Raw genomic sequence first — 25,438 nt, 5'->3', positions numbered from 1 at the left:
GTGTCATGAAACTTCACAGGCTCACGCGTGCGCAGCGCCAGCAAGGGGTGGCAATCGTCGAGTTCACCATCACCCTGCCGCTGCTGCTGCTTACCTTGCTGGCTTTCGGCGAGTTTGGCCGCATGCTCTACCAGTACAACAGCTTGCTGCAGGGCAGCCGGGATGCCGCACGCTTTGTCGCCAGCCAGGCCTGGAACTCGACCCTGGGCAAGGTCGAGGTGAGCGCCGACCTCGACTGCATGACCAAGTACGTGGCGGTGTACGGCGCGCCTTCTACGCCGCCCTGTAGCCTGACCGGGATGCCGGCCAACACTACCGTGCAGGTGGCCAAGGTTGCGGGTACCAACGACCATGTGCAGGTGACCATCAGCACGGTTTTTTCCCCGCTGATCGCCAACGGCATTCCGGCATTTTTCGGCAACGGCGCGGCGCTGAATTTCCCGTTGGTTGCCACCACCGTGATGAGGGCACTGTGATGAAGCGCAAAGACATGCAGGGCGTGTACGTGGTGGAGTTCGCCATCGTCAGTGCGTTGATGTTCACGCTGCTGTTCGGGGTGCTTGAAATAGGCCGCTTGTATTACACCGTGAACGTGCTGAATGAGTCCGTTCGGCGTGGTGCACGTTTGGCCGCGGTGTGCAATATCAGTGATCCGGTGGTGCTGCGTCGGGCGATATTCAACACTGCAGGCGACAGTGGAGCCAGCGGCCTGCTGGCCGACCTGGACACCTCGGACCTGACCCTGCGCTACCTGGACAAGAACGGTGCACAGGTCGCCAACCCCGGTGACCTGGTGAGCGCTACCGGGTTTGCTGCTGTCCGCTATGTGCAGCTGACGCTGCAGAACTTTCAATTCAGCCTGTTTATTCCAGGTTTTGGGGTACCCATTACCCTGCCAGTATTCAAGGCGACCTTACCCCGCGAGAGCCTCGGGCGTCATACCGAGGCGGATGTCGTACCGGAGATCACGCCATGCTGAATCTTAGGGAGAGTTCCGTATCCGCTACCTCCATCAAGCCCGGGATGCGTCTGTTGATCAGCAGTTCAGACGCGCTGGCCTTGCGTCAGTTGCAGGAAATCTGTCAGCGCATCGCCGGTCTGGAGGTGAATGTTCGTCAGGTGAGCAATGGGCATTGCGACCCTCTGTACGGGCTGGACCGGATGCCCGATTTTCTGCTGCTGCGCGTCGGCCAGCTGTGGCGCGAGGAACTGGCAGCCCTGTTGCAACGCCCGGCCCACGAGCGCCCGCCGCTGTTGCTGTGTGGCCTTTTGGACGATCGGGAAGGCATGCGCCTGGCGATGCAGGCCGGTGCGCGCGATTTTCTGCCGGAGCCCATCGTTGCCACGGAGCTCATCTCAGCCTTGAACCGTATGGTCATGGAAACCCAGACCATCAGCACGGCAACAGGGAAACTGGTCGCGGTGATGAATGCCAAGGGCGGCTCCGGCGGCACGGTACTGGCCTGTAACCTGGCGCATCAGCTCAGCCTCAAGGGCAACACCCTGTTGCTGGACCTGGACCTGCAGTTTGGCAGCGTGTCGCATCATCTGGACGTGGCGCAGTCGCACAGCCAGCTGGAGGTGTTGCAGCAGGTAAAAGAAATGGATGGTGTTGCACTGCGCGGGTTTTGCAGCCATTTCAGCCCGTCCTTGCATGTGCTTGGCAGCCGGGCCAATGAGCTGTGCCTGCCGCAGGATGTTCAGGCCGAACAGCTCGATGCGCTGCTGCAGCTGGCGCGGGCCAACTATGACTGGGTGGTGGCGGACTTGCCGCGGCAGATCGATCACATCACCGCCTCGGTGCTGGAGCAGGCCGACCGGGTGTATGTGGTGATACAGCAGAGCGTCAACCACCTGCGCGACGCCAGTTCCCTGGCGCGCATTCTGCGCGATGACCTGGGCGTACGCGGCAATCAGCTGGAGGTAGTGGTCAACCGCTACGACAAGGCGGCGCCGGTCAGCCTCAAGGACATTGGCGAGGCATTGCGCTGCACCAATATCGTGAAGCTGCCCAATGACTTCAGCGTTATCAACCAAAGCCAGAACACGGGTGTGCCCTTGGGCCTGCAAGCACCTCGCTCGGCGATTGCCCAGGCACTGCGTGGCCTGGCCGACGAGTTGGCCGGTGCGCAGGTGGACACGGGTAGTGGCTTGTTCAAGCGCGCCTTCAAGCGTGTTTTTCGGGGGTGAACCATGCTTAGCGATTTCCGTAACCGTTTGCGCAACCAGGCAGCCATCCCCGAGCCGTCGACGCCGTCGAAGCAGGGTGGCGGGGCGAAGGATCCGGCAGAGGCGCTGATGGCGTGGGAACAACCAGCGCCCGATGTTCTGTTTGAAACGAAAAGCCAGGTCACCTCGGTGGAAGCCGAGTGGCGAGAGAAAACCTATCAGCAACTGCTCAAGGTCATGGACCTGTCCCTGCTCGACTCGCTCGAGCAAGCCGAGGCCGTGCGGCAGATTCGCGATATCTGCCAGCGTCTGCTCGATGAGCATTCGGCGCCGGTGAGTTCTGCCAGCCGCCAGTTGATCATCAAGCAGATCACCGACGAGGTGCTTGGCCTTGGCCCGCTGGAGCCACTGCTGGCCGATCACACGGTGTCCGATATCCTGGTCAACGGCCATGACTCGGTGTACGTCGAGCGCTTCGGCAAGTTGCAACGCACCGATGTGCGTTTTCGCGATGATCAGCACTTGCTCAACATCATCGATCGCATCGTCTCCAGTCTCGGCCGGCGTATCGACGAGTCTTCGCCGTTGGTCGATGCCCGGCTCAAGGATGGCTCACGTGTCAATGCGATCATCCCGCCGCTGGCCATCGATGGGCCAAGTGTCTCGATTCGCCGCTTTGCCGTGGACCTGCTCAATACCGACAGCCTGATCCAGGCGGGCGCCCTGACGCCGGCCATTGCGCTGCTGCTCAAGGCGATCGTACGGGGCCGACTGAACGTGCTGATCTCCGGCGGCACCGGCTGCGGCAAGACCACCATGCTCAATGTGCTTTCCAGCTTCATTCCCCATAACGAGCGCATCGTCACCATCGAGGACTCGGCCGAGCTGCAACTGCAGCAGCCCCATGTTGTGCGCCTGGAAACACGGCCGGCGAACATCGAGGGGCGCGGTGAGGTGGGCCAGCGTGAGCTGGTACGCAACAGCCTGCGGATGCGCCCCGACCGTATCGTGATTGGTGAGGTGCGTGGCGCCGAGGCCCTGGACATGCTGACGGCAATGAATACCGGCCACGATGGTTCGCTGACCACGATCCATGCCAATACTGCGCGCGATGCGTTGGGCCGGGTCGAAAACATGGTGTTGATGTCTGGCGCTACATTCCCGATCAAGGCCATGCGGCAGCAGATCGCTTCGGCCATCGATGTGGTGATTCAGCTGGAGCGGCAGGAAGACGGCAAGCGGCGGTTGGTAAGCGTGCAGGAGGTCAATGGCATGGAGGGCGAAATCATCACCATGACCGAGATCTTCTCGTTTGTCCGCAATGGTGTGAATGAGCAGGGCCAGGTGCTGGGTGACTTCCGCCCCAGTGGCATGGTCCCGGCCTTTCGCGATGCCTTGGCAAAGCGCGGGATCGAGCTGCCGCTGACGATGTTCAGGCCGGAATGGATGGAGGCTCGTCAACCATGAGCCAGATACCTGTTGAATTCATCCTGATATTTCTTGGCATGGTGTTCGTTGCCGTGTTTCTCCTCAGCCAAGGGTTGGTGGTGCCAGTGTTCGGCGAAGCGGGCAAGGTCCGCAAACGTATCCGCAGCCGGCTGGTGATTCTGGAGCGGGCGAGCCATCTGCCGAACATGCAGACCGTGTTGCGGCAGAAGTACCTGACACGTTTGTCGCCGCTGGAGGCGCGACTCGAGCAATTGCCCTTCATGGCGACGCTGACGCAGTTGATCGAACAGGCCGGGCATGACTATCGCGCCTATCGGGTATTGTTGACGGGGCTCGTGCTGGCAGCGGCTGCCGGGATGCTGGCTTGGGTGTTCTTGCCATACTGGTGGTTGGCGCTGGCGGCAGCGTTCGTAGCGTTCTGGCTGCCGCTGCTGAAAATCATCAAAGACCGTGGCAAGCGTTTCGCCAGATTCGAGGAGGGTTTGCCGGACGCGCTGGAAGCCATGTGCCGGGCATTGCGCGCCGGGCATCCCTTCAATGAAACCCTGCGCCTGGTGGCCGAAGAGCACAAGGGACCGGTAGCGCATGAATTCGGCCTGACCTTCGCCGACATCAACTACGGTAACGATGTGCGCCGGGCCATGCTTGGCCTGCTGGAGAGGATGCCGAGCATGACCGTAATGATGATGGTGACTTCGATCCTCATTCATCGCGAGACCGGCGGCAACCTGACCGAAGTACTGGAGCGCCTCAGCAGCCTGATCCGCGGGCGTTTTCGCTTTCAGCGCAAGGTCAGGACAATGTCGGCCGAAGGGCGAATGTCGGCCTGGGTGTTAGTGGCCGTCCCCTTTGTGCTGGCGGCGGGGATCATGTTCACAAGCCCCACATACATGCCAACGCTGATCAACGATCCTTTCGGACAGAAGCTGATCCTGGCGGCTTTTGGCGCCATGTTGGTCGGGATTTTCTGGATCCGCAAAATCATCCGTATCCAGGTTTGAGCGGGGCTCTCAGGGGGGACGTTGGTCATGGATTACTTGCTCGGTTTGCTGAGTCGGGTGACGGACAATGAGGCACTTGCACGCTTGTTGATCGTCGGTGCGATCGGAATGAGCACGGTCATTGCGGTGATCACCGTGGCGTTACTGGTGCAGGGGTTGCAGAGCCCTTTGCGACGTCGCCTCGCATTGATAAAGCGTGATCATTCCAGCGTTGCGGTCGGGCGGGAAGCGCCAGGAAACCTGCAGCTTTTACTGGAACGGGTCGGTCAGCGCCTTGGCCCTTCTGCGCAGGGGGAGGCGTCAGCCACCCGAACCCTGTTGACCCACGCGGGTTATGGCTCGGCGTCAGCGGTACAGGTTTACTGGGCCGTGCGCTTGCTGCTGCCGTTGATGCTGATGGGTATCTCGCTGTTTACACTTCCACTGGTCCCCAATCTTTCGTCACTCACGATCATCGCCGTGGTGCTGACGGGAGCGGCCGTTGGATGGTTGCTGCCGGCGGTGTATGTCGACAAGCGCAAGAAGGCTCGACAGGGTCGGTTGCGTGCGGCCTTTCCTGACGCCCTGGACTTGATGGTGGTTTGCGTGGAGTCGGGCCTGGCGTTGCCCCAGGCGATAGAGCGGGTGGCCGAAGAAATGGCGGTCAGCCAGGCCGAACTGGCCGAGGAACTGGCGTTGGTCAATGCGCAGATCCGCGCTGGCATTTCCAGTACCGAAGCGCTGCGGCAACTGGCCTCTCGCACCGGCCTGGAAGACATCCAGGGCTTGGTCAGCCTGCTGGCCCAGAGCATCCGTTTCGGCACCAGCGTAGGGGCTACCCTGCGCATCTATGCCGAGGAGTTTCGTGACCGGCGCATGCAGGCCGCCGAGGAAATGGGCGCGAAGATCGGAACAAAGCTGGTTTTTCCGCTAATTTTCTGTCTGTGGCCAAGCTTTTTTCTGGTCGCCATCGGCCCGGTGATCATCGGGGCACTTAGAACGTTCGGGAAGCTATGACATGAACAGGATCAGCTTGCTGTTGACCATGATAGCCGTGCTTTCGGGTTGCCAGAGCACTGGGCCAGACTTGAACGGTGTACGGTCAGTCTATTCCGCTGGCAATTCGGTGCTCTACCAGGTGCAGTCGCAGAGCAACTCGCCCGACCAGGCGATGCAGATGGCGGCGATGGCTTACCAGGCCGGCGACCTGGACCAGGCGCTGTACCAGTACTTGCGCGTGCTTGAACTGGCGCCTGAACGTTATGAGGCCCTGGTCTGGGTTGGCCGTATCCATCGTGAGCGCGGCAATAACCAGCTGGCCGAGATGGCCTTCACCGAGGTACTGGGCAAGGCGCCGGAAAACCCCGATGCCCTGACCGAAATGGGCCTGCTGAACCTGTCCATGCGCAAACACGAGCAGGCCAAGGCGATGCTGTTGAAGGCAGTAGCCGTGGATCAGAAGCGCTTCACCAAGGACCCGGCCAACGCCCAGGCCGGGGCGGCTGCGCTCAGGGTCGACAGCAAGTCACCGCTCAAGGCATACAACGGGCTGGGGGTGCTTGCGGATCTGGCCGACAACTTCACCGAAGCGCAGACGTACTACCGCCTGGCCGAGCTCATCGATCCACGGTCGGCGTTGGTGCAGAACAGTCTGGGGTACTCCTACTACATGGCCGGGCAATGGGCCGATGCCGAGCTCCGCTACAAACGTGGTGTGAGCTACGACGGGACCTACAAACCGCTTTGGCGCAACTACGGGTTGCTGCTGGCGCGCATGGGGCGCTATGAGGAGGCAGTGTCTGCTTTCGAACAGGTCGAAAAGCGTGCCGAGGCCAGCAATGACGTTGGCTATGTCTGCCTGGTGGAAGGCAAGCTGGATGTGGCCGAGCAGTTTTTCCGCAGCGCGATAGAGTTGTCGCCGGGGCACTACCCCGTCGCCTGGGAAAACCTGAACAGGGTCCAGCAGATTCGGCAAATTCGCCAGCTGGGTGGCGATGTAGCGATGCCTGAGCCGGTTGCAGTTGGCCCGGCCGTGCAGGTGACAACCGCATCGGCGCCTTGATGCATACGGTTGGTTCAACGGGCTGGCTCTTGTAGGAGCGGCCTTGTGTCGCGAAAGGGCTGCGAAGCAGCCCCAGCAATTTGGGCATCTGCGCTGGAATCCGGGGGCTGCTTCGCAGCCCTTTCGCGACACAAGGCCGCTCCTGCAACTGGCCGCGTTATTCGGTCAGGTGCGAGCTGGCGCTTCAATAACCAACGCTGCTTGCCCCAACGGATGCGTACTGGCATCAAAGAAATGCAGCTCCGTCCCTGACATATCCCCGAACCTATTCATAAAATGCTGCTTCTGGTTGATCACCGATGCCCCGCTCAACGGCCTAATGGCAATAGACAGATGCTTCGGCCGGGCCTGTCGGATGGCTTCGAGCAGGTGCTGGTCACTGCTGTCCAGATGCTGCCCGAACAGGCATAGCCCCTGGCTTTCCTGCGCCAGCTGCCCCAGGCACCAGCCAAGGTAATCCGAGTTGCGGATGGCGCGCAGTTTCTCGTCGCTGCGATCTTCGTTGACGAACAACGGCACTTCGCCCGGAATGTTCACGGCAAAACCATCGAGCAATTCGGCGCTGTCGGCGCTGCGGTGGCGGGTGGTGCCGTCGGGTAGCTTGAGCAGGTGCAGGCCGCCATGCAGGTGCAGCACGCGGGTGCCTTCGCCGCGGGTGCGGCGCACGTCGAAGAAGCCTTGCTCGTCGAACAGTTTGGTGAAGCCGTGCGGGGCGTGTTGCACAGCCCACGGTAGCAGCAGGTCGTAGTTGCTGGTGTAGACGCTGCGGTAGCCGCGCAGGGCCTGGTTGAGGGTTGCCAGGGTGGCCGCCGGCATGAGTGGCCACGGCAGGTGCACCGTGCGGACGGCGTGAATCAGCGCTTCCTTGATCGAGTAGTAGCGGTTCAGCGGCGCGGTGGAGTTGATGGCCAGCGCGGCGTTGGTGCGTACGGTGGTGTTGAGGGCGCTGAGCACCGGCTCGAACAGTTCGGTGCCCAGTGACTTGAACAGTGCCTGGTCGCTGACAGCCAGGCCTTTCTTGCGACCGGCGCGTTGCGCTTCCTCGAACAGCGAGAAGTAGCCGAACGGCTTCCACAGCGCGCGGCTGGCGCCGTTGCCCAACAGCAGTGCATCGCAAGGGTGCAGGGCGGCGAGTTCTGGCCAGGGGATGAGGGTGGCGTCGAGTGCGGGCATGCTGGGGTCCGTTGGGTGGAGCGAAAACGGGGCGACTTTAGCATGTCATGCAAGGTGTGCGAGGGTTGTATTCAGCCAACGGCCTTGCGGCGGCACTGACGGCAGCGCAATACCTATGGGAGCTGGCTTGCCGGCGATAGGGCCAGTGGCAACCATGCATCTTTCAACTTTGCTCAGCCACCTCCACACTGCGGCTCCTGTTACGCCACACCCGATACGCACGGATGCCCGCCCGCACCGAGCCGAACAGCAGTTTGTCTTCCATCTCCCGGGCCATCCCCGAGCGCACCAGCATGCGCAGAAAGGTGCCGCGGGCGCGGGCTATGGCGAACAGGATACCCTGGGCCGCCAAGGTGTCGCGCACTTCGCGCAGGGCGGCGATGCCGCTGACGTCGATGCTGGTTACCGCTTCGGCATCGAACAGCACGGCCTTGGGCTGGTCGTGGCTCTGCACCGCTTCGAGCAGGCGCATCTTGAAATAGTCGGCGTTGAAGAACAGGATCGCGTCGTCGAAGCGGTACACCACCAGCCCGGGCACGGTACGGGCATCCTTGTGTTTGCGGATGTCCACCTGGCCTTCGGTACCCGGCAGCCAGCCCAGCACCGCGTCGGTGGGCTGATAGATGCTGTACAGCAGGCGCAGGATCGCCAGGGTCACGGCAAACACGATGCCGGGCAGCACGCCCAGGCTCAGCACACCGACCGTGGTCAGCAGGCACAGCCAGAACTCGAAGCGGCTCAGGCGGCGGATATGCTTCAGCGACTTGATGTCGATCAGCCCCCAGCCTGCCATCAGCAGCACGGCACCCAGCGCGGCCTGCGGGATCCACGCCATCGGCGCGGTGAAGAACAGCAGGATCAGGGCGATGACCAGTGCTGCGATGATGCCCACCAGTTGGCTCTTGCCACCGACCATGTCGTTGACCGCAGTGCGCGAGTCTGCACCGCTGATGGCAAAGCCCTGGGAAACCCCGGCTGCCAGATTGCTTACGCCCAGGGCGACGAATTCGTGGTTGGCGTTGATCGCGTAGCCGTGCCGGGCGGCAAAGCTGCGTGCGGTGAGCATGGCGCTGCAGAAGCTGACGGTGGCGATACCCAGGGCGTCGCGCAGCAGGCTTTTCATTTCTGCCAGGTTACTGTGTGGCCAGGCCAACTGCGGGATACCGGCGGGTACCGGGCCGAGGATGGCGACGCCAAAGCGGTCGAGGCCGAACAGGCCGACCAGCAGCATGAACAGCGCGACCACTGTCAGTGCCGCGGGCAGGCGCGGGTAGCGCCGTGGTAGCCAGATCAGCAGGCCCAGTGCGGCGAGGCCGATGAACAGTGTTACCCAATGGATTTCGCCCAGGCGCTGGAAGAAGTTGATCAGGCTGAGGATGAAACCGTCGCCCTCGATCCTGAATCCCACCACCTTGGACAACTGCCCGGCGATCAGGCTCAGGCCGATGCCGTTGAGGTAGCCAATCAGGATCGGCCGCGAGAAGAAGCTGGCGATGAACCCGGCCCGGGCCACACCGGCGGCAATCAGCATGACCCCGACCAGCAGGGTGACGATCACTGACAGTTCGGCAATCCGGTGCGGCTCGCCCATGGCCAGCGGCGCCACGGCACCGGCGATCATCGCGCAGGTGGCGGCGTCGGGGCCGACCATCAACTGGCGTGAGCTGCCGATCAGGGCATAGACCATCATCGGCAGCACACAGGCGTACAGGCCGTATTGCGGCGGCAGGCCGACGATTTGCGCGTAGGCGATGGCAATGGGAATCTGGATGGCTGCCACCGACAGGCCGGCCTGCAGGTCGGCGTGGAACCACTCGCGGCGGTAGCGCAGCAGGTTGGCAAGGCCCGGTAGCCAGCGGGAGAGAAACATGCGTCGTCCTTTCGAAATGCTTCACGAGTCCATCCACGCATTGAAGCGGATCGGCAGGCAAATGGCCATGGGGCAGGTCAAAGGGAAGGGGGAGAAACGAAAAAAGGAGCCTGGGCTCCTTTTGACAGCGATGACGTTGCGGGAACGCCATGCGGGAATGCGATGTGGAGCGGGTAGAGGGAATCGAACCCTCAACTAAAGCTTGGGAAGCTTTCGTTTTGCCACTAAACTATACCCGCATCTGCGCTGCACTTTTTACCAGAACCCTCCACGAATTAGAAGCCCAAGTTATAAAAAAGCTTGTCGGCACCCCATAAGCCTGCGGGTATCGCCTACGGGGCGCCGATGCGCTCAGATGGCCAATGCATGCTGCCCCTGTTGTACGTGCTGGTAGCGTTGACGAGGTTCGCGCACGGTCGGCTTGAGGAAACCGAGCAAGACGCTGCGGGTGTTCTCGCAGGCGGCCTTGTTTTCCATGTCGAGGAAGTGGCCCGCGTCACGGATCACGCTGAACTGGCTCTTGCCCACATGCTTGCCGAACTGCCTGGCATCTTCGACGGTGGTGTACTCGTCGCGTTCGCCGTTGATGAACAGCACCGGGATGTCGATATTGCGTGCGCCGTTCAGGGCCCGCTCCAGGTCATGTTGCAGCACTTCGTTGATGTGGAAGTGCATCTGCGCGTACTCGTGGCTGTCCAGGCTGCTGACGTGGCGGTAGTTGAAGCGCTTGAACAGCGACGGCAGGTGCTTGCCGATGGTGTCGTTGACCAGGTTGCCGACCTGATAGCGGTCGCAGGCGGCCAGGTACTGGCAGCCACGGTTCAGGTAGTCGCGCATCGGTTCGTTGATCACCGGCGAGAACGAGCTTACCACCGCTTTCTTCACGTGCCGCGGCTGGTGCGCCAGCGCCAGCAGCGTACTTGCGCCCCCCCACGAGAACGACATCACGTGGTCTGCCTGGAAGTGCTCGATCAGCTCAAGAAGAATATGCGCCTCGGTCTCCTTGCTGATCAGTCGTTCCTGGCGGTTATGCGGCTTGGACTTGCCGGCATATGGCTGGTCGAACAGCACTACGTTGAACTGCGGGTGCAGGTTACGTACCGTCTGGGCGAACGAGGCCGTGGTGGCCAGCGAGCCATTGATCAGGATGATCGTTTTTTCGGCCGCATCCGCGCGATAGAACTCCGTGTAAACCCGATACTGACCTTGGATATCAAGTACAGCGATTTCTGGCCTCATGTCATCGACTCCTGGCGCAAAAAGGGTATTCGCGTCACCTAGGGTGCACGTTCTTTATGACAGGTAGGCATTTGCCTGAAGAGAAACCGGGTGGCCCTGTGTCGATCCTTGGCACGTGCGTCGACGGTATTGTTTTTGGCGGGCAATTTGCCGTGCCCCAAGGCATCAAGGCCCTGGGTGGCCGGCAAAAAGTGTCTTCGACCGCGAGCGTGACTTGTTAGTCACATGCGGACTGACGATTTGGATTCAAGCAGTGGAGCGGGGATCCCGCAAGTGCCGTTCGGGAGGAAATGTGACTTTTGTCGCTGAGCGGTCGTATGACGAGCCTGAGCTGTCTTTTCGGGCCTCTTCGCGGGCTTGCCCGCTCCCACAGGTACACCACAGGCCTCAGGGTTGATGTGATCCCTGTGGGAGCGGGCGAGCCCGCGAAGAGGCCCGAACAGTCCAACTAGACCGTCGCTATTTCATCCGCCGTGAGCTCACGAAACGCGCCAGGCGCCAACCCCGGGTCCAGCCGGATCGCCCCCATGCTCTCGCGGTGCAACCCCACCACCTTGTTATCGAAATGGCCGAACATGCGCTTCACCTGGTGATAGCGGCCTTCGACGATCGCCAACCGCGCCTGGCGCGGCCCAAGGATGTCCAGCTGGGCCGGCAGGGTGGTGAGGCCCTCGAAGGCGAAGTAGAAGCCCTCGAGGAACTTGGCCACATAGTGCTCGCCAATCTCGTCCTCGGTTTCCACCAGGTAGTGCTTGGGTAGCTTGGTCGCGGGCTGGGTAAGCCGCCGTGACCATTGGCCATCGTTGGTCAGGATCATCAGGCCGGTGGTGTTGAAGTCCAGCCGCCCGGCAATGTGCAGGTCCTCACGCAGCGCGGGGGGCAGCAGGTCGAGCACGGTGCGGTGTTGCGGGTCCTGGGTGGCACTGACGCAGCCAGTGGGCTTCGTGCAGCATCAGGTAGCGCGCCGGGCGGCCTGCCTGCAGCAGTTGGTCGTCCAGCTCCACGCGGCTGAATTCGCGCACCTCGGTCAGCGGGTCGCTGACCACCTGGCCATCCAGCCGCACACGGCGCTGCGCCAGCATCAGGCGGACTTGCTGGCGGTTGTGGCTGGGCAGGTTGGCGAGGAAACGGTCGAGGCGCATGACAAACGGTCAGTCGGAAGCGGGGGAACGAAGTTGTTCTTCGACGGCGGCGCAGCGCGGGCACAGGCAGGCTTTGTCGCGCAGCTCGGCGGGCAGGGCCTCGAGCACGGCACGGTCAATGGTCACGCTGTAACACCAGCAGGCCTGGGTGGCCCGGCGCGGGTCGGCCAGGCTGCACTGGTTGAGGGCGCCACACGCGGGGCAGTGCTGGTTGTCGGGCATGGCTGCCGCTCACCTGTATCAAATTGTTGCGGAAATGGCACTGCACCTTGGCGGTACTGTCTTATTCGATGTCGATGATCGCATTTCGCATCGACGCTCGCCAGCGCCGCTGTTCGGGCACTCCAGCGGTCCAGGAGGCCGCCATGTCCTATCGAATCCTGTTGATTACCCTGCTGGGGCTGATGACTTCCGCCTGCGTTCCGTACTACGAGAGCGGGGGCTATTACCGATCGGACCACTACTACTCCGACCGTTATGTGTCACCGGACTATTACCGCTATGACCGCTATTACGTAACGCCGCAACCGCGCTATTACTACCAGCCGGCACCGCGCTATTACTACCGCTCGGCGCCAGCGCCTCATTACCGGTCTTATCCGCAGCCGGGGATGAAGCAGTGGCATGGCAACCCGCGTTATGACTATGGCAACCGCCAGCGGTATGACTATGGACGCGACCGGGACCGTCATGATTATCGAGGTGGTAGCCAGCGTTACCAGAATGACCGTTGGCATTCCAGTGGACGGGGGGATGGTGACCGGCGTGGGGACGGGCGGCGTGGGCACGGGCAAGGGGGGAACTGGCAGCGGTAGGCGATGGGCTGCAAAGCAGCCCCAGGTACTCGAAGCTAACCCAGATCCGCCAGTGGGTGTCGCCCCTCCCAGACCTTGGCAAAATGCGCCTCGACCACCGCCGCCGGCACTTGCGCCACATCGGGCCAGTGCCAGTGCGGCTGGTTGTCCTTGTCCAGCAAGCGCGCACGCACGCCTTCGCTGAACTCCGGGTGGCGGCAGCAGTTCAGGCTCATTGTGTATTCCATCTGGAACACCTGCGCCAACGACAGGTGCCGTGCCCGGCGGATCTGTTCCCACACCAGGTGGGCGGTCAGCGGGCAACCTTCATGCAACCGTTGGCCGGCATCTGCCAGCAGCGGGTCGGCATGCTGCTTGAGCCCCTCCAGCGCACGCCAGGCAGCGGCGGCGTCGGCCACGTCCAGCAACTGATCGATCACCTGCCGTCGCGGCAGCCACTGGGCTTCGGGCAACTCGGCGCAGGCTCGGTGCTGTTCGGCCTTGAGCAGGCTGTTCAATTGCAGGGCGGTCTGTTCCTGCCAGTTCAATTGCAGCAGTTCTTCGATCAGCGCCTCTTGCTGGTGTTCGCCCAGGAAGCGGTCGGCCAAGCCAAGGTGAAGGGCGTCGTGGGCATTGATCGGCGCGCCCGTCAGGCCAAGGAACAACCCCAGCTTGCCCGGCAGGCGGGCAAGGAACCAGCTGGCGCCCACGTCCGGGTACAGGCCGATGCTGATTTCCGGCATGGCCAGCCGACTGCTGGGGGTGACGATGCGCACATTGGCGCCCTGCAGCAGGCCCATGCCACCGCCCAACACATGCCCATGGCCCCAGCACAGCAGCGGCTTGGGATAGGTATGCAGGGCAAAGTCCAGGCGGTATTCGGCGGCGAAGAAGCTGGCGGCCAGTGGCGGCACGCTGCCGGGGTGGTCGCGGCAGGCTTGCACCAGCGCACGCACATCGCCGCCGGCGCAAAAGGCCTTGGCACCGTTGCCGCGCAGCAGTACACAGACGATCCCCGGGTCGCGAGCCCAGGCGTGCAACTGTTCGCCCAAGACCTCGATCATTGGCAGATTCAGGGCATTGAGCGCCTTGGGTGCATCCAGGGTGGCGATGCCGATGCGGGCGCCATCGGCTCCGGTGAGTACCTCGCAATGAATGGCCATGGACTACCTCGTGCAGGTCATCGCACAAGTATGGCTTGCCTGGCCGAACATGCCGGTCGTCGGTCGGATCGTTTGACAAGCGGGAAAGGCTTACCTAGTGTCGCGCCATTGTTTATGGAAGGCCCCATGACTGACGACGATCGCATCAAACTCGAACCCAGCTGGAAGGCCGCCTTGCGCGCCGAATTCGACCAGCCGTACATGCATCAGTTGCGCGAGTTCCTGCGCAGCGAGTACGCCGCCGGCAAAGAGATCTACCCGCCGGGGCCGTTGATTTTCAACGCGCTCAACTCCACACCGCTGGACCAGGTGAAGGTGGTCATCCTTGGCCAGGACCCTTACCACGGGGCCGGGCCAGGCGCATGGCCTGTGCTTCTCGGTGCAGCCGGGCGTGGCCACGCCACCGTCGCTGGTCAACATCTACAAGGAGCTGCAGCGCGACCTGAACATCCCGATTGCCAATCATGGCTACCTGCAGAGCTGGGCCGAGCAGGGCGTGCTGTTACTCAACACGACCATGACCGTGGAGCGCGCCAATGCCGCGTCGCATGCCAAGAAGGGCTGGGAGTTCTTCACCGACCGGGTCATCCAGGTGGTCAGCGAGCAGTGCCCGAACGTGGTGTTCCTGCTGTGGGGCTCGCATGCGCAAAGCAAGCAGAAGCTGATCGACGGGACCAGGCACCTGGTGCTGAAATCGGTGCATCCGTCGCCGTTGTCGGCCTATCGTGGGTTCCTGGGGTGCGGGCATTTCAGCCGGGCCAACAGTTTCCTCCAGCAGCGCGGGCTGGCGCCGATCAACTGGGCGTTGCCACCGTTGTGATCACCTGAAAGACCGCGTCGCCTTCTTTCGCGGGCAAGCCCGCGAAGAAGGCGACACGGTTTATCAGGCATTACTCGAAACGCGCATTCCACACCCGGAACAACGGCTCTGCCAGAAACAGCACGAACAACAAGCGCATCACCTGCAGTGCCGTCACCAGCGGCACCGACAACTGCAGGGTCTCTGCCGTCAGACTCATCTCGGCAATCCCGCCCGGCATCATCCCTAGCGTCAGCGAACGCAAGTCCAGCGCAGTCATCACGCTCAGCACCCAAGCGGCACTGCCGGCAATCGCCATGCACAACGCCGTGGCCACCAGGGTGCGCGCAAGGAACGAGGGAGCGCGGCGGAAGAATGCCCGGTTGAAGTGGCAGGCCAGGCCACTGCCGATCAGCCACTGACCAATCTGGCTGGCGCCATTGGGCAAGGTTATCTGCAGGTTGCCCGCCAGGCTCACCGTAGCTGCAACCAGCAATGGCCCGAACAACCATGGGTTGGGCTGGCGCAGGCGCTGCCAAAGCAGGGCAACGGCAACGCCCAGTGGGGCAATCAATGCCAGCCATCCCCAGCTCACACTGCCGGTGTGATTCAGCGGTACCCCGTCACCCAGCAGGAACTTGAACAGTGCCGGCACGCACAGCACCACCGCCAGTACGCGCAGGCTCTGCGCCGCCGCCACCTGGCTGAGCACCGCGCCATTGCGCGCGCCGAGGTTGACCATTTCCCCCGAGCCGCCCGGCATGCTGGCGAAGAATGCCGTGGCACGGTCCTCGCCGGTGCGCCGCAGCAGCCATACGCTGATCACGCTGGACAGGGTGGTGAAAAGCGCGCCGAAGAAGATCAGCGCAAAATGGCTGGCCACCTGTTCGATCACCGCCGGGGTGAAGTGCAAGCCGATGCCTATACCGATGATCCACTGCCCGCATTTGCGGCCATTGGGAATTTCCGGCAGCTGCCAGGGCGTCAGGCAGCGCACCAGGATGATCGCCAGCAACGAGCCGACCATCCACGGCAAAGGCCAGCCGACCTTGCTGGCGGCAAAACCGCCAGCAAGGCCGACCAGCCCGGTCGCGACAAACAACGGCAACCAGCGATCAGGCATCGGCCATCGCCCGGCGCTGCTGGCTGCGTTTGCGCCAGCTGCGCAGCAGCGGCAGGGTCAGCATGCAAAGGGTCAGTACCCATACCGACATGCTGATCGGGCTCGACCAGAGGATGCCCAGTTCGCCGTTGGAGATCGACAGCGCCCGGCGCAGGTTCTGTTCCATCAAGCCACCGAGGATGAAACCGAGCAGGATCGGCGACAGCGGGAAGTCCAGCTTGCGCAGGATATAACCCATGATGCCGATGCCGACCATCAGGAACAGGTCGAAGGTGGTGGCATGCACGGCGTACACGCCGATCGCCGTGATGATGGCGATAACCGGTACCAGCGCCCAGTTCGGCACGGCGAGGATGCGGGTGAAGATGCGGATCATCGGGATGTTGAGGATCACCAGCATGATGTTGGCGACGAACAGCGAGGCGATCAGGCCCCAGACGATGTCTGGCTGCTGTTCGAACAACAGTGGGCCGGGGGTGATGTTGTACAGGGTCAGAGCACCGATCATCACTGCAGTGGTGCCCGAACCGGGTACACCCAGGGTCAGCATCGGCACCAGGGCGCCACAGCAGGAGGCACCGATGGCGGTTTCCGGGGCGGCCAGGCCACGGGCGTCGCCCTTGCCGAACTTGCCCTTTTCACCTGCCAGGCGTTTCTCGGTCATGTAGGCCACGGCACTGGCCAGCGTTGCACCGGCACCTGGCAGCACCCCCATGATGAAGCCCAGCAGGCCGCAGCGGATGTTGACCATGAACACCGAGGCCGCTTCCTTGAAGTTGAACAGCATGCGCCCGGTGGCCTTGACCGCCTGGTGGCCATGGTGGGTCTTTTCCAGCAGCAGGAGGATTTCGCTGATAGAGAACAGGCCCAGCACCAGCACCACGAACTGGATGCCATCGGCCAGGTGCACGCTGTCGCCGGTGAAACGGTACACGCCACTGTTGGCATCGATGCCGACTGCCGACAGGAACAGGCCGATCAGTGCGGCAATGAAGGTTTTCAGGGGCTTGTCGCCGGCCATGCCACCGAGGGCGACGATGGCGAATACCATCAGCACGAAGTACTCCGCCGGGCCGAAGGCGATCGCCCATTTCGCCAGCAGCGGGGCGAACAGCACCATGCCACAGGTAGCGATCAGCGCGCCGATGAACGAGCTCCAGGCCGACAACGACAGCGCCACGCCAGCCAGGCCGTTGCGCGCCATCGGGTAGCCATCGAGGGTGGTCATGACGGTCGAGGCTTCGCCCGGGATGTTCAGCAGGATCGAACTGATGCGCCCACCGTACTCGCAACCCAGGTACACCGCCGCCAGCAGGATCAGCGCCGATTCCGGCGGCAGGCCAAGGGCGAAGGCAATGGGGATCAGCAGGGCCACGCCGTTGATCGGGCCCAGGCCCGGCAGCAGGCCCACCACGGTACCGATCAGCGTGCCGGTGAGGGCGGTGACCAGGTTGTAGGGGGACAGGGCGACGCCGAAGCCCTGGCCCAGGTAGCTCAAGGTATCCATGTGTCAGTTCTCCAGTACGCTGAGCAGGCCAAGGGGCAGGGGCACGTCCATCACGCGGTCGAACAGCCAGTAGAGGAACAGGCTCATGCCCGCCACCACGAGGGCGCTGTGCAGCCAGCGGCCGCCGTACAGGCGGGCCATGGGCACGCCGACCAGGATGGCGCTGAGGATGAAGCCCAGGGCTTCGAAGGTGCTGGCGAATACGATCAGCAGGCCGACGCAGGCGGCGATCTTGATCAGGGTTTCGCGGTCCAGTTCCGGCTCGTCGTCCTTGCGCACGATGGGCGTGGGGCGGAACACCAGGTACAGCAGGCCCAGGCCCATCAGGCCGAGCATCAACAGCGGGTAGGCGCGCGGGCCCACCGGTTCATAGGAAAACGCCGCCTGGTAAGGCCAGGCCATCACGGCCAGGGCGGCGCACACCGCCAGCAGGGCCAGGGCGAAGATGCGTTGCAGGATCATTGGATAGTCCTCATTGAACGCCGACCTTGTGGGAGCGGGCGTGCCCGCGAAACAAACACCGCGGTACATGGCACCGGCTTTGCCGGTGTTCGCGGGCATGCCCGCTCCCACAGGGATTGTGGTGAATCCGACAGGCTTACTGGATCAGGCCAAATTCCCTGGCCAGTGCCTTGTAGTCAGCCACTTGCTTCTTCACATAGCCGTCCAGCTCTTCGCCGGTCATGGCGAACGGGAACAGCTCGCGCTGGTCACGCAGCTGGGCGAAGTCTTCCGAGGCCAGCATCTTGTCGAACGACTGCTTCCACCAGGCGTAGTCTTCGTCGCTCACCTTCGGCCCCAGGTAGAAGCCGCGCACCACTGGCCAGACGATGTCGTAGCCCTGCTCCTTGGCGGTGGGGATGTCTTTCATCTCGGGCTCGTCCAGGCGGTTTTCCGAGAACACCGCGAGGATGCGCATGTTGCCGCTCTGAATGTGCGGCATGGAGTCGGAGATGTCGGTCGAGCCGACCTGGATATGCCCGCCCAGCAACGCCGTGGCGATTTCGCCGCCGCCTTCCAGGGCCACGTAGCGCAGGTCACGCGGGTTGATGCCGGCGGCCTTGGCGATCAGGGCGGTCTGCATCCAGTCCTGGCTGCCGACGGTACCGCCGGAGCCAATCACCACCTTGCTCGGGTCTTTCTTCAACGCCGCGACCAGGTCGTCGAGGGTCTTGTAGGGCGAATCGCTTTTCACCGCGATGGCGCCGTAGCTGGTACCGACCGCAGCCAGCCATTTCACCGCATTCTCGTCGAAGCGGCCGAACTTGCCCTGGGCCAGGTTCAGCAGCGAGCCACTGGACCAGGCCACCAGGGTGCCGGCATCGGCCGGGCGCTGGGCGACCACGGCGTTGTAGGCCACCGCGCCGACACCGCCAGGCATGTAGGTGACGCGCATTGGCTTGCTGAGGATCTTTTCCTGCACCAGGGCGCTCTGCACCAGCTTGCAGGTCAGGTCGAAACCACCGCCGGGCGATGCCGGGGCGATGCATTCGGGACGTTTCGGTTCGGCAGCGAGGGCGTTGCCGGCCAACAGCAGGCAGCCGGTTGCGAGGACGAGGCGGCTCAGTGAAAAGGTCATCGTCGATCTCCGTGAGTGTTGTTGTTATCGGGTTACTGCTGTTGGCTTACCAAAGGGCCAGGCTGTAGCTCACCAGCAGCCGCACCTCGTCCGCGTCGCGGGCGAAGTTGGAGCGGAAGGTGGCGTTACGCAAACGCACGGCGACGTTCTTCAACGGGCCGCTTTGTACCACGTACTTCATTTCGGTATCGCGTTCCCACTCCTTGCCCTCGCCACCGGCGGCGCGGCTGACGTTGTCGCCGCTGATGTAGCGGGTCATGAAGGTCAGGCCGGGCACGCCGAGCGCGGCGAAGTTGTAGTCGTAGCGCGCCTGCCAGGAGCGCTCGTCGGCGCCGGCGAAGTCGTTGATCTGAACGAAGTTGACCAGGTACGGGTCGGCACCATCGACGTACGGGAACGCGCTGTCGCCGGACAGTTGCTGCCAGGCGGCGCTGACCTTGTGCCCGCCCAGGGCGTAGCTGAGCATGCCGTTGACCGTGGTGTTGTCGATGTTGCCGGCCTTGGCGGCGCCGGCGTCGTCACTCACGGCCAGGCGCAGGTCGGCGCCGAAGGTGCCCGGGCCCCATGGCTGGGTAGCGACCATGCCGATGAAGTGCTGGCGGTAGATATCGTCGAGCTGGGCGAAGTGATAGCTGCCGGTGATGCGATCGGTGAACTGGTAGTCGAGGCCGGCGAGGTCCAGGTTGTCAGCGCTGAACGAGCCTCCGAAGCGGCCGTTCTTGTTGTTCAGGGCCAGGTCTTCCCAGTTGGTGTCGTTGCGGTCCTTGGCCTTGTCCAGTCGGCCGCCGGTGAAGGTCAGGCCCTTGACCTCCTTCGAGGTGAGCAGGCCGCCTTCGAAGGTTTGCGGCAGGATGCGCCCATCGTTTGGCTGCAGGGTCGGCAATTCGGGGATCAGCGTGCCGATCTTCAGTTCGGTTTGCGAAATCTTCACCTTGCCGGTCAGGCCTAGCTTGGAGTATTCATCGGCAGCCTTGCCGTCATCGTGGGTCGGCAGCAGGCCGGTGTCGGTGCGGTCGGGGCTGGAATCGAGCTTGATACCGAGCATGCCCAGCGCATCCAGGCCGAAGCCCACGGTGCCATCGGTGTAGCCAGACTCGAAGTTGAGAATGAAGCCCTGGGCCCACTCGTCGCGCTTGGATTGCTGCGCACTGGTGCCGTCGCGGAAGTCACGGTTGAAGTACATGTTGCGGGTTTCGAAGGTAGCCGTGCTGTCTTCGAAGAAGGCGGCCTGGCTGATCGGGGCGACACCGGCAAGCGCAACGGCGCTGGCGATGGCGGAGGGGCGTGCGGCAAAGTAACGGGTAGGCGCGAACGCCTTCGGCTGCAATGACAGCATCACTGTTGGCTCCGTTTATTGTTCTTATTCGTTGCACCTTGCTGGTGCTTTTCTCGGCGCGAAGGGCGACCGTGGTGCGATGCTAGGCAACCAACCTTTCGCTAACCTTTCAGCGTGAAAGGTTTGTCGACAGGGCTTCACAGGTCTGCCGACAGCGGTACACTCCGCGCCACCGTCCCACCCGAGCAGGGAGAATCCGATGCGTGTGTTGCTGGTCGAAGACCACCTGCAACTGGCCGAAAGCGTGGCCCAGGCCTTGAAAAGCCATGGCCTGACCGTGGATGTGCTGCATGACGGCGTGGCCGCCGACCTGGCCCTGGCCAGCGAGGAATACGCCGTGGCCGTGCTGGATGTCGGCTTGCCGCGCATGGACGGTTTCGAGGTGCTGGCGCGTCTGCGTGGCCGTGGCAAGACCCTGCCGGTGCTGATGCTGACCGCGCGCAGCGACGTCAAGGACCGGGTCCACGGCCTGAACCTGGGGGCTGACGACTACCTGGCCAAGCCGTTCGAACTGACCGAGCTGGAAGCACGGGTCAAGGCCCTGTTGCGCCGTAGTGTGCTCGGTGGCGAGCGCCAGCAACGCTGCGGGCCGCTGGTGTACGACCTCGACACCCGGCGCTTCACGCTGGGTGGTGACCATCTGACCCTGACCTCACGCGAGCAAAGCGTACTGGAAGCGCTGATCGCCCGGCCGGGCCGGGTGATGAGCAAGGAGCAACTGGCCGCCCAGGTGTTCGGCCTGGATGAAGAGGCCAGCCCTGACGCCATCGAAATCTACATCCACCGCCTGCGCAAGAAGCTCGATGGCCAGCCAGTGGCCATTGTCACCTTCCGCGGCCTGGGTTACCTGCTCGAGCACCGCGATGCGTGACAACGGCAGCCTGCGCGGGCGCTTGCTCGGCAACCTGGCCTTGCTGCTGGTGGTGCTGATGCTGGCCAGCGGCCTCAGCGCCTACTGGAACGGTCGTGAGGCCGCCGATACAGCCTACGATCGCACTTTGCTGGCGTCGGCGCGGACCATCGCCGCCGGGCTGTCGCAGCGTGACGGTTCGCTGAGTGCGGACGTGCCCTACGTGGCCCTGGACACCTTTGCCTACGACAGCGCCGGGCGCATCTACTACCAGGTGCTGGACATCCAGCAGCGACTGATATCCGGTTACGAGAACCTGCCGCCGCCGCCGCCGGAGACGCCACGTACCGACGATTACCCGGCGTTGGCGCGGTTCTACAACGCCACCTACCTGGGCCAGGACGTGCGCGTGGTCAGCCTGCTGAAGCCGGTGAGCGAGCCGAACATGAACGGCATGGCGGAAATCCGCGTGGCCGAGACCGAGGAAGCACGGGTGCGCATGGCTCGTGGCTTGATGGCCGATACCCTGCTGCGCCTGGGCATGCTGGCGCTGGGCGCGTTGGTGATGGTGTGGTTTGCCGTGAGTGCCGCGTTGCGGCCGCTGGAGCGCCTGCGCACGGCGGTTGAAGAGCGCCAGCCGGACGACCTGCGGGCCTTGCCGGTGGTGCAGGTGCAGCGTGAGCTGGGCCCGCTGGTGCGGGCTTTGAACCATTTCACCGAGCGTTTGCGCGGCCAGTTCGAGCGCCAGGCGCAGTTCATCGCCGACGCCGCTCACGAGTTGCGCACGCCACTGGCCGCGCTGAAGGCGCGGGTCGAGCTGGGCTTGCGTTCGGCCGAGCCGCAGGAGTGGCGGCAGACGCTGGAGTCCGCGGCCCAGGGCACCGATCGGCTGACCCACCTGGCTAACCAGCTGCTGTCGCTGGCGCGGATCGAGAACGGCGCACGGGCGATAGCCGAGGGCGGCGCGCAGCGCCTGGACCTGAGCCAGCTGGCTCGCGAGCTGGGTATGGCCATGGCACCGCTGGCGCACAAGCGCGGGGTTGCGCTGGCCCTGGAAGCCGAAGCGCCGGTGTGGTTGAAGGGCGAGCCGATGTTGCTCAATGAGCTGCTGAGCAACCTGGTGGACAATGCCCTGGCCCATACCCCCGAAGGCGGCAACGTGATCTTGCGGGTGCTGGCACCGGCGGTGCTCGAGGTGGAGGACGACGGGCCGGGGATTCCCGAGGCCGAGCGTGAACGGGTGTTCGAGCGCTTCTACCGGCGCAGTGCGCAGGGCAGTGGGCTTGGCTTGGCGATTGTTGGCGAGATCTGCCGGGCGCACCTGGCGCAGGTAAGCCTGCATGACGGTGCGAAGGGCGGGTTGCGGGTGCGGGTGAGTTTTATCGCAGATTGATGCAGCGCCGGTACGGGCCCTTTCGCGGGCAAGCCCGCTCCCACAGGTTCAGGCTTGCGCTGCCACTGTGGGAGCGGGCGTGCCCGCGAAAGGGCCGGCACAGGCTGGCGCAGATCAGCGCAACATGCTCCGCGCCTCGATCAGTTCATCCACTTCCAGCTCGGTACCAAACGGCAAGCCCAGGTGGCGGTACGCCGGCAATGCCGCCAGCGGCCGGTGGCGCCCGCGCTGGCTGATGCAGCGGGCGATCTGCACGATGTCGATGTAGTCGATCTTGTCGGTCTGCCGGTCCAGGTCCTGCACCTGGCTGGGCAGGTTGACCAGTTGCTCCGGAAACTCCCAGGCCTTGAGGATCTTGTCGCCCAGCACCGGCTGGATCTGCTCGATCACATAGTGCAGGCACACCGGGTCGGACAGCAGTTCATTGTGCTCTTCGGCATAGATCAGCACCGGTAGCGCGCCAATCTGGTTGACCAGCCCGCCGAGAGTAGCCTGGTCGGGCTTGAGTTGCGTGTAGCGGCGGCAGAGTTCGTAGCTGATACCCGCCACATCCAGGCTGTTGGCCCATATGTCGCGTAGTTTTTGCTCGACCGCCGGCGCGCGGGCGTGGAATATCTGCTCGATCACCAGGCCAATGGCCAGGTTGCAGCTGTAGTTGATGCCCAGCCGCGTGATGGCGGTATGCAGGTCGGTGACCTCGACCGCCGCGCGCAGCAGCGGGCTGTTGACGACCTTGATCAGGCGCGCTGAAAGGGCCGCATCGCGACCGATCACCTTGCTCAGGGCCGCTACGCTGATCTCGCTGTCTTCCGCTGCCTCGCGGATGCTCAAGGCAACCTCGGGCAGGGTCGGCAGGACCAGGTCATCCTTTTCGATGGCATCGAGCAACTGTGCTTGAACCATCTCGGCCAGCTTGTTCATGGGCGTGTCTACCGCAGTGGTGGTGCGGCCCCGCCTTGTAGGCGGGGCAGGCTGGTCAGCGCTGGATTTCCCGGTCGCGGTCCAGTTCGTAAGGCAGGGTCAGCACCTGCAGGCGCGGGCCTTCGAGGCTGCCCAGGTGCAGGTTGTCGTCTTCCACCGCTTCGGCGCTGAGCACCGCAAGCAGTTCGCAGCCTGTGCCGTTGCTGGCAGCCATGACCACTTCACCGACCGACGAACCGTGGATGGGCGAGAAAATCTCGGCGCCCGGGGCCGGGATGGCCTGCTGGTCCAGTGCCAGGCGGTACTGGCGGCGCTTGAGCTTGCCCAGGTACTGCATGCGGGCAACGATTTCCTGGCCGGTGTAGCAGCCTTTCTTGAAGCTGACGCCGTCGACGGCCTGCAGGTTGATCATCTGCGGGATGAACAGCTCGCGGGTCGGCCCCATGACCTGGCCGATCCCGGCGCGAATCTGCCCCAGCAGCCAGTCGTTGAGGCTGCCTTCGGGCAATGCGGCGGCCAGCGCCTGGCGAACGCGGGCGGCGTTCTCTGCCGGCACCCACAGCTCCACGCGGCCGGCGGACACGGCGATGGCGATCAAGCCATCGTGGCGCACGGTGCTACCGGCTGCCTCGGGCACATCGAGCCCCAGCGCTTGCAGCGCTGCGGCGCCGCCTTGCAGGCCGAAGCGTGCCCAGGCAGCACTTTCATCGGTCAGTGTGGCCTTGGAGAACACGGCGTACTTCTTCAGGTCGGCCAGCTGGGCGTCAAGCAGTTCGCTGGCCATGGCCAGCAGGTAGCCGTTGCCTTCGGGCAGGATGCGGAAACTCGACTGCATGCGCCCCTTGACCATGCAGCGGGCGCCGAGACTGGCGTATTCCTGGCTGAGGTAGTTGATGTTGCAGGTCAGCTGGCCCTGCAGGAACTTGCCTGCATCGGAGCCGCGGACGGCGAGGATGCCCTCGTGGGACAGGGGGCAGAAGAAAGCGGAATCGGCCATGGGTCATCGCGGTGGCTAAAGACTGGCGGCCATCATAGAACGCCGGTAACAAAATAGGTAGTTGACTAGACCAATGCCCGGTGTCGCTTCGTTCGCCTGGCTGTATACTGGCGGGCCATTCGAGGAGGGCCCCATGGTCGAACAAACTGAACTCAACCGGCTTTTCTGGCACAGCCGCCGCGGTATGCTGGAACTGGACGTACTGCTGGTGCCTTTCACCCAGGAAGTCTACCCCACGCTCAACGAGACCGACCGCGAACTCTACGTGCGTCTGTTGAGCTGCGAGGATCAGGACATGTTCGGCTGGTTCATGGAGCGCACCGAGTCCGAAGACCCGGAGCTGCAGCGCATGGTCCGCATCATCCTGGACCGTGTCCAGCCCAAGTGAGTGCTTCGAGTGCCGCTGGCAAGGCTCGCGCCTGCTGCTGGCGGCCTACCTGGTGTGCCAGGTGCTGGCGTGGCTCGCCATTGGGGCGAGCCCGCTGTCCGGCTGGCAGGCCCTTGCCGTTGCCGCCGTCTGTATCGCCCACGCTGGCTGGGCCATCCCCCGACGTATTCTGCTGACCCATGAGCATGCCGTGACTGGCCTGCGCCGTGATGCGCGCGGCTGGCACGTGTTCAGCCGTGCCCTCGGCTGGCAGCCGGTGCGCTTGTGCCGCGACAGCGTGGCGTTGCCGGCGCTGGTGGTGTTGCGTTTCGAGCGGGCGGGGCGATGGGTGGGGGAAAGCCAATGTGTGCCGCGGGATGCGCTGGGGGCGGATGAGCACCGGCGCTTGCGGGTACGGTTGAAGTTCAGCCGGCGCAGGTGGGCAGGGGTGAGCCGGGCATAAAGCCATACCGAGTTGGCTTCTTCGCGGGCTTGCCCGCTCCCACAGGTACTGCGCAAGGCTGC

At 63.5% G+C, this 25,438-nt stretch carries 24 protein-coding genes, 1 tRNA gene and 2 pseudogenes; 13 read left to right on the top strand and 14 right to left on the bottom strand.

What is annotated here, in order from left to right:
- Window positions 1-5 precede the first annotated feature (5 nt).
- Genes QIY50_05260 through QIY50_05230 form a run of 7 tightly spaced genes read left to right on the top strand, consistent with a single transcriptional unit; the run spans window position 6 to window position 6,660 of the window.
- Window positions 6-476, top strand: coding sequence for a TadE/TadG family type IV pilus assembly protein (locus tag QIY50_05260; protein ID WGV21647.1), 471 nt, complete (start codon window positions 6-8; stop codon window positions 474-476).
- Complete coding sequence (locus QIY50_05255; GenBank protein WGV21646.1) at window positions 476-979, top strand: pilus assembly protein; 504 nt, start codon at window positions 476-478, stop codon at window positions 977-979. The genes QIY50_05260 and QIY50_05255 overlap by 1 nt, the downstream gene beginning before the upstream one ends.
- Complete coding sequence (locus QIY50_05250) at window positions 973-2,190, top strand: AAA family ATPase (protein ID WGV21645.1); 1,218 nt, start codon at window positions 973-975, stop codon at window positions 2,188-2,190. Before QIY50_05255 ends, QIY50_05250 begins: the two co-directional genes overlap by 7 nt.
- A gap of 3 nt (window positions 2,191-2,193) precedes the next feature.
- A complete protein-coding gene (locus QIY50_05245; GenBank protein ID WGV21644.1) occupies window positions 2,194-3,636 on the top strand; it encodes a CpaF family protein in 1,443 nt (480 codons plus the stop codon).
- A complete protein-coding gene (locus QIY50_05240) occupies window positions 3,633-4,619 on the top strand; it encodes a type II secretion system F family protein (GenBank protein ID WGV21643.1) in 987 nt (328 codons plus the stop codon). Before QIY50_05245 ends, QIY50_05240 begins: the two co-directional genes overlap by 4 nt.
- A 27-nt stretch (window positions 4,620-4,646) precedes the next feature.
- Window positions 4,647-5,615 (top strand): type II secretion system F family protein, encoded by a 969-nt coding sequence (locus tag QIY50_05235; protein WGV21642.1) that lies wholly within the window; start codon window positions 4,647-4,649, stop codon window positions 5,613-5,615.
- Between the two features lies 1 nt (window position 5,616).
- Window positions 5,617-6,660: a tetratricopeptide repeat protein gene (locus QIY50_05230; GenBank protein ID WGV21641.1), complete on the top strand. Its 1,044-nt coding sequence runs from the start codon at window positions 5,617-5,619 to the stop codon at window positions 6,658-6,660.
- 165 nt (window positions 6,661-6,825) lie between these two features.
- On the opposite strand, the gene QIY50_05225 is transcribed toward QIY50_05230, so the two are convergent.
- The 6 genes and pseudogenes from QIY50_05225 to QIY50_05200 all read right to left on the bottom strand — a co-directional run bounded on the left by QIY50_05225 (window position 6,826) and on the right by QIY50_05200 (window position 12,306).
- Window positions 6,826-7,833 (bottom strand): DUF4917 family protein, encoded by a 1,008-nt coding sequence (locus tag QIY50_05225; GenBank protein ID WGV21640.1) that lies wholly within the window; start codon window positions 7,831-7,833, stop codon window positions 6,826-6,828.
- A 163-nt stretch (window positions 7,834-7,996) separates the two neighbouring features.
- Window positions 7,997-9,703 carry a SulP family inorganic anion transporter gene (locus QIY50_05220; protein WGV21639.1) on the bottom strand — a complete coding sequence of 569 codons (1,707 nt, stop codon included), beginning with the start codon at window positions 9,701-9,703 and terminating at the stop codon, window positions 7,997-7,999.
- A 165-nt stretch (window positions 9,704-9,868) separates the two neighbouring features.
- Window positions 9,869-9,942 (bottom strand) — tRNA-Gly (locus tag QIY50_05215).
- A gap of 112 nt (window positions 9,943-10,054) precedes the next feature.
- Complete coding sequence (phaG, locus tag QIY50_05210) at window positions 10,055-10,942, bottom strand: (R)-3-hydroxydecanoyl-ACP:CoA transacylase (GenBank protein WGV21638.1); 888 nt, start codon at window positions 10,940-10,942, stop codon at window positions 10,055-10,057.
- A gap of 448 nt (window positions 10,943-11,390) precedes the next feature.
- A pseudogene (locus QIY50_05205) lies at window positions 11,391-12,084 on the bottom strand (pseudouridine synthase).
- A 9-nt stretch (window positions 12,085-12,093) separates the two neighbouring features.
- On the bottom strand, window positions 12,094-12,306 hold the full coding sequence (locus QIY50_05200; GenBank protein ID WGV21637.1) for a cysteine-rich CWC family protein: 213 nt from the start codon (window positions 12,304-12,306) through the stop codon (window positions 12,094-12,096).
- A 143-nt stretch (window positions 12,307-12,449) separates the two neighbouring features.
- On the opposite strand from QIY50_05200, the gene QIY50_05195 reads away from it, so the two are divergent.
- A complete protein-coding gene (locus QIY50_05195) occupies window positions 12,450-12,899 on the top strand; it encodes a hypothetical protein (protein WGV21636.1) in 450 nt (149 codons plus the stop codon).
- 35 nt (window positions 12,900-12,934) lie between these two features.
- Here QIY50_05195 and QIY50_05190 read toward each other — a convergent pair whose 3' ends face one another.
- The gene (locus tag QIY50_05190) at window positions 12,935-14,041 is read right to left on the bottom strand and encodes an enoyl-CoA hydratase/isomerase family protein (protein WGV21635.1); all 1,107 of its coding nucleotides are present in this window, start codon (window positions 14,039-14,041) and stop codon (window positions 12,935-12,937) included.
- 126 nt (window positions 14,042-14,167) lie between these two features.
- Between QIY50_05190 and ung the strand changes: the two are divergent.
- Window positions 14,168-14,861, top strand: a pseudogene (gene ung, locus QIY50_05185) (uracil-DNA glycosylase).
- Between the two features lie 70 nt (window positions 14,862-14,931).
- On the opposite strand, the gene QIY50_05180 reads toward ung, so the two are convergent.
- The 5 genes from QIY50_05180 to QIY50_05160 form a co-directional block, all read right to left on the bottom strand.
- Window positions 14,932-15,963 carry an AbrB family transcriptional regulator gene (locus QIY50_05180; protein ID WGV21634.1) on the bottom strand — a complete coding sequence of 344 codons (1,032 nt, stop codon included), beginning with the start codon at window positions 15,961-15,963 and terminating at the stop codon, window positions 14,932-14,934.
- Complete coding sequence (locus QIY50_05175) at window positions 15,956-17,470, bottom strand: tripartite tricarboxylate transporter permease (protein ID WGV21633.1); 1,515 nt, start codon at window positions 17,468-17,470, stop codon at window positions 15,956-15,958. Before QIY50_05175 ends, QIY50_05180 begins: the two co-directional genes overlap by 8 nt.
- A gap of 3 nt (window positions 17,471-17,473) precedes the next feature.
- Window positions 17,474-17,932: a tripartite tricarboxylate transporter TctB family protein gene (locus QIY50_05170; GenBank protein WGV21632.1), complete on the bottom strand. Its 459-nt coding sequence runs from the start codon at window positions 17,930-17,932 to the stop codon at window positions 17,474-17,476.
- Between the two features lie 136 nt (window positions 17,933-18,068).
- Window positions 18,069-19,049: a tripartite tricarboxylate transporter substrate binding protein gene (locus tag QIY50_05165; GenBank protein ID WGV21631.1), complete on the bottom strand. Its 981-nt coding sequence runs from the start codon at window positions 19,047-19,049 to the stop codon at window positions 18,069-18,071.
- 46 nt (window positions 19,050-19,095) lie between these two features.
- Window positions 19,096-20,385 (bottom strand): OprD family porin, encoded by a 1,290-nt coding sequence (locus QIY50_05160; GenBank protein WGV21630.1) that lies wholly within the window; start codon window positions 20,383-20,385, stop codon window positions 19,096-19,098.
- Window positions 20,386-20,584: 199 nt separating this feature from the next.
- On the opposite strand from QIY50_05160, the gene QIY50_05155 reads away from it, so the two are divergent.
- Together QIY50_05155 and QIY50_05150 are read left to right on the top strand one after the other, a co-directional pair.
- A complete protein-coding gene (locus QIY50_05155) occupies window positions 20,585-21,256 on the top strand; it encodes a response regulator (GenBank protein ID WGV21629.1) in 672 nt (223 codons plus the stop codon).
- Window positions 21,249-22,628 (top strand): sensor histidine kinase N-terminal domain-containing protein, encoded by a 1,380-nt coding sequence (locus QIY50_05150; GenBank protein ID WGV21628.1) that lies wholly within the window; start codon window positions 21,249-21,251, stop codon window positions 22,626-22,628. The genes QIY50_05155 and QIY50_05150 overlap by 8 nt, the downstream gene beginning before the upstream one ends.
- Window positions 22,629-22,742: 114 nt before the next feature.
- Here the strand turns inward: QIY50_05150 and QIY50_05145 are convergent, their stop codons facing one another.
- Together QIY50_05145 and QIY50_05140 are read right to left on the bottom strand one after the other, a co-directional pair.
- Complete coding sequence (locus QIY50_05145) at window positions 22,743-23,549, bottom strand: HDOD domain-containing protein (protein WGV21627.1); 807 nt, start codon at window positions 23,547-23,549, stop codon at window positions 22,743-22,745.
- Between the two features lie 55 nt (window positions 23,550-23,604).
- The gene (locus tag QIY50_05140) at window positions 23,605-24,546 is read right to left on the bottom strand and encodes a folate-binding protein YgfZ (protein WGV21626.1); all 942 of its coding nucleotides are present in this window, start codon (window positions 24,544-24,546) and stop codon (window positions 23,605-23,607) included.
- Between the two features lie 133 nt (window positions 24,547-24,679).
- Between QIY50_05140 and QIY50_05135 the strand changes: the two genes are divergently transcribed.
- Window positions 24,680-24,934, top strand: a complete 255-nt coding sequence (locus QIY50_05135; protein ID WGV21625.1) for a succinate dehydrogenase assembly factor 2 — start codon at window positions 24,680-24,682, stop codon at window positions 24,932-24,934.
- Window positions 24,918-25,376: a hypothetical protein gene (locus QIY50_05130; GenBank protein WGV21624.1), complete on the top strand. Its 459-nt coding sequence runs from the start codon at window positions 24,918-24,920 to the stop codon at window positions 25,374-25,376. Before QIY50_05135 ends, QIY50_05130 begins: the two co-directional genes overlap by 17 nt.
- Window positions 25,377-25,438 lie beyond the last annotated feature (62 nt).

It is taken from the genome of Pseudomonas putida, from assembly GCA_029953615.1.
GTDB lineage: Bacteria > Pseudomonadota > Gammaproteobacteria > Pseudomonadales > Pseudomonadaceae > Aquipseudomonas.
Note: the sequence above shows the minus strand (reverse complement) of the source record. Positions and strands in the feature narration are given on the sequence as shown.

Bases quoted from the DNA above. Each gene is read 5' to 3' on its own strand.
- QIY50_05165 (WGV21631.1), bottom strand. From the start codon at position 19,049: ATGACCTTTTCACTGAGCCGCCTCGTCCTCGCAACCGGCTGCCTGCTG.
- QIY50_05155 (WGV21629.1), top strand. From the start codon at position 20,585: ATGCGTGTGTTGCTGGTCGAAGACCACCTGCAACTGGCCGAAAGCGTG.
- QIY50_05240 (WGV21643.1), top strand. From the start codon at position 3,633: ATGAGCCAGATACCTGTTGAATTCATCCTGATATTTCTTGGCATGGTG.
- QIY50_05260 (WGV21647.1), top strand. From the start codon at position 6: ATGAAACTTCACAGGCTCACGCGTGCGCAGCGCCAGCAAGGGGTGGCA.
- QIY50_05145 (WGV21627.1), bottom strand. From the start codon at position 23,549: ATGAACAAGCTGGCCGAGATGGTTCAAGCACAGTTGCTCGATGCCATC.
- QIY50_05170 (WGV21632.1), bottom strand. From the start codon at position 17,932: ATGATCCTGCAACGCATCTTCGCCCTGGCCCTGCTGGCGGTGTGCGCC.
- QIY50_05150 (WGV21628.1), top strand. From the start codon at position 21,249: ATGCGTGACAACGGCAGCCTGCGCGGGCGCTTGCTCGGCAACCTGGCC.
- QIY50_05140 (WGV21626.1), bottom strand. From the start codon at position 24,546: ATGGCCGATTCCGCTTTCTTCTGCCCCCTGTCCCACGAGGGCATCCTC.
- phaG (WGV21638.1), bottom strand. From the start codon at position 10,942: ATGAGGCCAGAAATCGCTGTACTTGATATCCAAGGTCAGTATCGGGTT.
- QIY50_05190 (WGV21635.1), bottom strand. From the start codon at position 14,041: ATGGCCATTCATTGCGAGGTACTCACCGGAGCCGATGGCGCCCGCATC.
- QIY50_05235 (WGV21642.1), top strand. From the start codon at position 4,647: ATGGATTACTTGCTCGGTTTGCTGAGTCGGGTGACGGACAATGAGGCA.
- QIY50_05220 (WGV21639.1), bottom strand. From the start codon at position 9,703: ATGTTTCTCTCCCGCTGGCTACCGGGCCTTGCCAACCTGCTGCGCTAC.
- QIY50_05225 (WGV21640.1), bottom strand. From the start codon at position 7,833: ATGCCCGCACTCGACGCCACCCTCATCCCCTGGCCAGAACTCGCCGCC.
- QIY50_05135 (WGV21625.1), top strand. From the start codon at position 24,680: ATGGTCGAACAAACTGAACTCAACCGGCTTTTCTGGCACAGCCGCCGC.
- QIY50_05255 (WGV21646.1), top strand. From the start codon at position 476: ATGAAGCGCAAAGACATGCAGGGCGTGTACGTGGTGGAGTTCGCCATC.
- QIY50_05175 (WGV21633.1), bottom strand. From the start codon at position 17,470: ATGGATACCTTGAGCTACCTGGGCCAGGGCTTCGGCGTCGCCCTGTCC.
- QIY50_05230 (WGV21641.1), top strand. From the start codon at position 5,617: ATGAACAGGATCAGCTTGCTGTTGACCATGATAGCCGTGCTTTCGGGT.
- QIY50_05180 (WGV21634.1), bottom strand. From the start codon at position 15,963: ATGCCTGATCGCTGGTTGCCGTTGTTTGTCGCGACCGGGCTGGTCGGC.
- QIY50_05200 (WGV21637.1), bottom strand. From the start codon at position 12,306: ATGCCCGACAACCAGCACTGCCCCGCGTGTGGCGCCCTCAACCAGTGC.
- QIY50_05195 (WGV21636.1), top strand. From the start codon at position 12,450: ATGTCCTATCGAATCCTGTTGATTACCCTGCTGGGGCTGATGACTTCC.
- QIY50_05250 (WGV21645.1), top strand. From the start codon at position 973: ATGCTGAATCTTAGGGAGAGTTCCGTATCCGCTACCTCCATCAAGCCC.
- QIY50_05245 (WGV21644.1), top strand. From the start codon at position 2,194: ATGCTTAGCGATTTCCGTAACCGTTTGCGCAACCAGGCAGCCATCCCC.
- QIY50_05160 (WGV21630.1), bottom strand. From the start codon at position 20,385: ATGCTGTCATTGCAGCCGAAGGCGTTCGCGCCTACCCGTTACTTTGCC.